Raw genomic sequence first — 6211 nt, forward strand, 5'->3', positions numbered from 1 at the left:
ACGGTCCTTTTCAAGGGGTTCATGGTCCAGTGCGTCAACGAGCTGCCGAGGCTCCGCGACAGGTCGGAGTCCATGTACCGCCGCCTGCTGGTCGTGCCGTTCGAGAAGCGCTTCGAGGGCAACGAGCGCAAGTACATCAAGGACGACTACCTGAAGCGCAAGGAGGTGTTGGAGTACGTGCTGTACCACCTGCTGGCGGAGACCGACTACTACGAGTTGGACGAGCCGCAGGCATGCACCGCGCTCCTGGACGAGTTCCGGGAGGTCAACGACCCCGTTCGCCAGTTCCTGGGCGACGTGCTGCCGGAGGCATCCTGGGACATCCTCTCGTGGCAGTTCGTCCACGACCTGTACCGCCACTGGTTCCAGAGGAACATCCCGTCCGGCAGGCCCGAGAGCCGCAAGGCGCTCATCGCTGACATCAAGCGCCTCCTGCCGGAGTGGCATGAGTGGTCGTACACCGACAACCCGGTGTTCGTGCCCGACGAGATGAGGGCGCAGCCCGAGCCGCTGATTGCCGAGTATGAGGTGACCGAGTGGATGAACAAGGCATATCGCGGTTCCGACCAGGGCCGTGTCTGCATGCCCGACCTGCCCGCCCGCGTGAGGGGTCTCGTGCGTACGGTGCCTCTCGGCTCGGGCGGTAACGATAAATCAGATTCAGAGGATAAGGAGGATTAGGGATATGACGAATTTGACCAAGGAGGAGTACGCGAGGCTGCACCTGAAGGCCAAGCGCGGGATGCTCACAGCGGAGGAGAGGGCTGCATTGGAAGCGTATGAGGCTGCGGCGCAGCCCGCTCCTCAGACGCCCGTTCCGGCGGACACGGAAACGCTTCTCTGCTGTCCGTATTGCGGCCATGCGACTATCACAACGCAGATTGTGAGCGACGTGACGTATCGCAAGCCGGCCACGGTGATTGCGATGATGTTCGCTCCGCTCATTGCGGTTGTGCTGGCGTTCCTGTTGCGCAACATGTTCGTCACCGTATTGGCGCTGATAGTTGTCATTGTGTCCGCGCTTGTCCCGATGTGGGCGTTCTATCGCGGCAATTATTCGGTGACGCACAAGTATTACGTATGCAAGCGCTGCGGGTATGCCGAGCGGGATACGAAGTGGAAAATCGTGAACGACGGGGGCAAGGCGATTGAGGCCGTTGCTATGGGCATCGGTCTTACGCTCGTTCTGATTTTCTCGGTGTTCATGATTTCGAAGAACGTCGATTTTAGCTCTATGCCGACATGGGACATCCCGGCTGTCGAAGACACTAACGGCGGCAATGTTCAGGGCACCGATGGCGGTGGCGAGCAGACCATCGAGGACCTTGGTAACGGCACGATTCTGATGCATGGCAGTTTGGGGGTGTGAACATGGGCGATTTCTCGACTTTGTTTCTTGTCGCATGCTTCGCGTTGCTGATTTGTCTGTTCGTCGTGAGCAGCATTTACGAACAGCGCAGGCGGGAGGCGTGGCTTGCAGAAAAGCGAGCCATTGCAGAAGGCCACAGGCCTCTTTCGCCCGAGGGATTCTTCGAGCTGCGCAATAGCTACAAGGGGCATATGCAAGACTTTGACTTCATGGGCTGCTATGTGATTCACAACCTGACGAACGGCATGTACTACGTCGGACAGGCGACGCATGTGCCGCAGCGTGTGAACGCGCATTTCACTGGCAAAGGCAATGGCGACGTGTACGCGGACTATCGCTACGGCAATCAGTTCGAGATTTACATGGTGGACATCACAACGACAAATTATCGCCGTCTTGATGACCTTGAACGCGACCTGATTGCGACATATGACGCGTACAACCACGGTTACAACAAGACGCGTGGAAACAAATAGTTTTGATGATTAGAGGAGGTATCCGATATGGCAACGAAGAGGTTTGATGACGCGACCGAGAAAGCACGTGCGCTGGAGGCGAAGGCGAAGAAGGTGCGCCGCGAAGCGCAGGCCGCGAGGACGAAGGCATACGCCGACGCGCTCGTGACGGTTTTCCCGGAAGTGAAGGATATGGGTTCGGCGGAAGAGGTCCTTGATTTCGTCAAGGGGTTGAAGCCGAGCACCGGACACGGAACGCAGGATGCGCGCGCTGCTGGCGCTGCGGATTCCGCGCATGCCCAGACCGCAGAAGCTGGAGAGTCGTCGGAAGCGCACGGCGGCCTTTCCGGCTCGGGCTACCAGGGGTAGCCGCGCCGGGTTCCACCGAGGGATTCGGGTCCCATGTCGGACAGGGGAAGTCGTTCCCGTGTCCGACATGGGCAAGCCCATCTCGGTGGACAAAAGGCGGGGGTTCGAAGGGGACGGCGCAGCCGCCCCCTCGCAAGCTGACGAAGTAGGACAAATTGCGAATTTCGCAATTTGTACGTACGAAGTCAATGCTTGCTCTTTCCCCCTTTGCGCTCGGGCGTTGCGAAATTAGCCGAAAACGGCAGTTTGGATTGTCCGCCGCAGGCGGGCGTTTCGGATAGCAGCAAAGGAGGTGTTCCGCATGGCGGATATGTATGAGAAAAGAAGCGGGAAGGCGACGCGCCAGAAGCATGAAAAAGACCGCCGCGACAAGGTGGTCCAGGTGCGCATGAGCGACGCGGAGCTTTCCCTGCTGGATGAGAGGCGCGGGACGCGCTCCCGCTCCAATTTTCTGCGCGGCGCGCTGTACGGAAATCGCTACGCGTCGCAGAGTCGCGAGGTGGTTCTGGACGTCCCGGCGCTGGACCGTGTCCGAATTGAGCTGAACCGCATCGGCGTCAACGTGAACCAGATTGCACGTGCGCGCAACCAGCGCATGAGCGGTATGAGCATGTACGACGCGGTGCGCGAGGAGTTGAGGACGAAGGACGAGGCGGAAGCGTTCCGCGAGTTCCGCGATTCAGTGGACAAGCTCCGGGCGGAAGTCGAGGGACTGCGTTTGGATTTGCAGGCGTACGCGGAGACGGGAGGTGATGTCTGATGTCAACGACGCATGTGCAGTCGCTTCCGAACGTGCGCGGGCGCATGTCGTACACCGAGTTCGGCGAGGGCAAGCGCAGACGCGAGCATCTGGAAAACGGCACGAACCGCATCGCCGCGCAGATGGGTGACGCCGCCTCAAGGGAGGACTTCATTGTCTACTGCGAGGGGCAGAAGCATCGCCACCCGAATGCGGTCAACGAGGGCTACGAGGTACGCATCTCGTGGGCGACCGACGAGCTGGACCCGAGCAGGCAGGACGACATCCAGCGGGGCATGGAATATGCGTACACGCTGTGCCACGAGCTGGCACCGGATTCCATGTGCTGGGTCACCATGCACGTGGACGGCGAGGGCGGATGCGTGCATGCCCACGCGACCATCGCGAACCACGATGCCCGTTCGGGACAAGTCATCAACAAGGAGGGCACCAGTCTGTACGCCCCGCGCGTGCAGGCGGTGAACGACAGGCTGAGCCGCGAGAACGGCTTCCAGGTGCTCGGGGCGGACAAGGAGATGTCCACATGGGCGCAGCGCCGCGACACATTCGCCTATGGCTCTTTCGACCGCCGCCTCGGGGATAAGGTGGCGTACGCCCGCGACCGTTCCGACACGGTGGACGAGTTCAAGCGAAATCTTGAACTTGAGGGCGTCACGCTGAAGGAGACGGTCAAGACCGACAAGAAGACCGGGGAGGTCACCACCGGATGGTCGTACAAGGCGGTCGATGAGTGGGGACCCAAGCGCCGCTCCCGCAAGCGTCGCGCCTCCAACCTCGCCGACGACCTGACCAAGGAAGGCGTCGAGGCCTACTTCGAGGAGAAGCAGAGGCAGGCGCAGGAGCAGGCCGCTGTACAGCCCGAGCCGGCAACCGTGCAGGAGCCTGCGCCCGAACAGGCCGTCGCGGCGGAACCGCAGACGGATTCCCCGGCAGAGCCTTCATTCGACGTGTACGCGGTCGAGGAGTCCGATGTGGTGCAGATGGCGGGCGACCTCCAGAGGGCGCACATCGACCGCTGCCGCGAGAGCGGCGAGCCGTTCATGGGCGAGCGCTACGGGCAGCTCATGGAGGCGGAGCGCCACCCCGAGGAGCAGCTGGCGAAGCTGCAAGCCGAGGTGGACGCGGCGAGGCGCGAGTTCCATGCCTCCAAGGAGGCCCGCGACGCGCTCGACCACCCGTGCCCGAACCTGCTGGCCGGTGCATGGGTGTTCGCCAAGGCTGGGCGCGACGCCAGGGACCCCGTGTCCCGCATGATGGCGGACATGACGGCCATGATGCTGCGCATGCTGATTCAGCAGGCCATGGAGGAGCAGCGCCGCCGGGAGCGCGAAGCTGCGGAGAGGCGTCTGTACGAGTCCCGCAGGAACATGTGGGACGCCGAGAAGCGCCTGAAGTCAGCCGAGAAGGCCCTTGCCCACGAGGACGAGCGCGAGGAGCAGGCAAAGCTCGTGCGCCTGCAGGAACGCGAGGACAAGGCGGCAAGGCGTGCCGGTGGTCGCGTGAAGTACGGGGCCGATGCGGACAAGCAGTATGGCGAGTGATTCAAGGCGGCTCCAATAGGAGCTGCCTTGTTGATGGAGGGAGAGCAATATTACATGACAAAGATGATTGATTTGACTGGTCAGAGATTTGGTCGATTGACCGTGGTGCGACGTGCGGAGAATACGAAGCGCGGTCAGGCGGCATGGCTGTGCCGGTGTGAGTGTGGAGGCGAATGCGTCGTTCCTTCCGTTAATTTGCGGAGAGGAAAAACTCGTTCGTGCGGTTGTCTGCATCGGGAACTTCAGAAACGGCCTGTTGCGAACTTGGTCGGTCGTAAGTTTGGACGCCTTGCTGTGTTGGAGTATGCGGGCAGCAGCTCCTGGCGTTGTCGGTGCGATTGCGGAAACGAATGCATTGTTGCCACCGGGCATTTGACGGACGGGCATACGCAATCATGCGGATGCCTGCAAAGGGAAGCCACGAGTGAGTCGAATTGGATAGACTTGACTGGTCGGCGATTTGGGCATCTCGTCGTGCTGGAGCGTTACGGGGCAGACCGCAATGTACAGTATCGTTGTAAATGCGATTGCGGCAACGAGTGCATCAAATACGGAGGGCAGCTCACGACGGAACGCGCGCTTTCTTGTGGATGTATGACGCAATCGAACGGCGAATACCATATCGAACAATATCTGATGAGCAACGGGTTCTCGTTTGATAAACAAGTCCGATTCGGCAACCTGGTCGGTACGGGCGGTGGCAATCTTTCGTTTGACTTCGCCGTCAATCATCCTGCTTACGGTCGAGTGCTCATTGAGTATCAAGGCACGCAGCATTATTTTCCCGGCGGCTTTCATGCGTCGCAAGAGCATTTCGAACATCAGCAGGAGAACGATTCGCGAAAGCGTATTGCCGCAGACTTGTTGGGTTATCCCCTCGTGGAAGTCCGTTATACAAAAAGAACTTATGAAAGTGTCGCACGGTATTTGGATGAGACGTTTCTTCCCTTGCTGGATATTCCCGTGAGTGAGTGGGAGTTTGTTGTGCAAAAAGATGAGGAGGCAGCGTGAGCTGCCTCCCTTTTCTTTTAGTGGATTTCCGGCGCGGGCAGGATTGTCCAGCTTGTGCCGTAAGTTGTCACGCCCCAGACGTACAGTCCCAGCTCCGCGTCGTAGAACACCGGCTCGTCGGTGTGCTCCATGAGGAAGCTCGGGTCCTGGACGATGTACCACTGGAATATCTCGTCCCAGGGTGCCCAGTCCCCGCTCACCGGCTCCAGCGGGCGGCTGGCTATCTCGTTGGCGAGCACCATGCCGCGGCAGGTCTCGGCCAGGTCGGCGTAGGTCTTGATGCCGTAGTCACTCATCGCGCCCCTCCTCCGCCTCCTCGATGTCCACGATGGCGTTCACGACGCACTGCCGCATGGAGCGCAGGGTCTCGCAGTCGATGCTCTCGGCGAGGATGTCTGCGTCCAGCACCACCTCGCCCAGGGCGTTCACGAACCGCCACTCCATCACGTTGTCGATGCGCTTCAGCACGTCCATGAGCGACGCGTGGTCCATGGCGGGCATGTCGCCGTCCGCCTTCGCCATGCGCTCCAGCTCCTTGGCCTTGGCCGCGCAGAGGCGCGAGGTGCGCTTCAGCACCTGGATGCGCCACATGACCTCCTCGTCCGTGCCGTGGAACCTCTTCCAGCCTTCGTTCATGTGCGGACCTCCTTTCTCTTCACGTGGGCACCCGATGCCGAAGGCATCCTTCAAGGGGTGCTGGCCCGCT

At 60.6% G+C, this 6211-nt stretch carries 8 protein-coding genes and 1 pseudogene; 7 read left to right on the forward strand and 2 right to left on the reverse strand.

Annotated elements, in window-relative coordinates; all coding sequences use genetic code 11:
• The 7 genes and pseudogenes from QNJ86_RS13755 to QNJ86_RS13785 all read left to right on the forward strand — a co-directional run.
• Window positions 1–681 (forward strand): annotated as a pseudogene (locus QNJ86_RS13755) (primase-like DNA-binding domain-containing protein); the annotation flags it as partial.
• A gap of 4 nt (window positions 682–685) precedes the next feature.
• Complete coding sequence (locus tag QNJ86_RS13760; protein ID WP_114551091.1) at window positions 686–1369, forward strand: hypothetical protein; 684 nt, start codon at window positions 686–688, stop codon at window positions 1367–1369.
• Between the two features lie 2 nt (window positions 1370–1371).
• Window positions 1372–1845, forward strand: coding sequence for a GIY-YIG nuclease family protein (locus QNJ86_RS13765; RefSeq protein WP_087190856.1), 474 nt, complete (start codon window positions 1372–1374; stop codon window positions 1843–1845).
• Window positions 1846–1872: 27 nt separating this feature from the next.
• Window positions 1873–2193, forward strand: coding sequence for a hypothetical protein (locus QNJ86_RS13770; protein WP_283833225.1), 321 nt, complete (start codon window positions 1873–1875; stop codon window positions 2191–2193).
• Between the two features lie 301 nt (window positions 2194–2494).
• On the forward strand, window positions 2495–2953 hold the full coding sequence (mobC, locus tag QNJ86_RS13775) for a plasmid mobilization relaxosome protein MobC (RefSeq protein WP_283833226.1): 459 nt from the start codon (window positions 2495–2497) through the stop codon (window positions 2951–2953).
• On the forward strand, window positions 2953–4494 hold the full coding sequence (locus QNJ86_RS13780; protein ID WP_283833227.1) for a relaxase: 1542 nt from the start codon (window positions 2953–2955) through the stop codon (window positions 4492–4494). Before mobC ends, QNJ86_RS13780 begins: the two co-directional genes overlap by 1 nt.
• A 54-nt stretch (window positions 4495–4548) precedes the next feature.
• The gene (locus QNJ86_RS13785) at window positions 4549–5505 is read left to right on the forward strand and encodes a hypothetical protein (protein WP_227929834.1); all 957 of its coding nucleotides are present in this window, start codon (window positions 4549–4551) and stop codon (window positions 5503–5505) included.
• A 17-nt stretch (window positions 5506–5522) separates the two neighbouring features.
• Here the strand turns inward: QNJ86_RS13785 and QNJ86_RS13790 are convergent, their stop codons facing one another.
• A complete protein-coding gene (locus QNJ86_RS13790) occupies window positions 5523–5801 on the reverse strand; it encodes a hypothetical protein (protein ID WP_283713905.1) in 279 nt (92 codons plus the stop codon).
• A partial coding sequence (locus QNJ86_RS13795; protein ID WP_283833228.1) for a hypothetical protein occupies window positions 5794–6211 on the reverse strand: 418 nt, incomplete at its 5' end. The genes QNJ86_RS13795 and QNJ86_RS13790, both read right to left, overlap by 8 nt.

Source organism: Gordonibacter faecis (assembly GCF_030077735.1).
Classification (GTDB): domain Bacteria; phylum Actinomycetota; class Coriobacteriia; order Coriobacteriales; family Eggerthellaceae; genus Gordonibacter; species Gordonibacter faecis.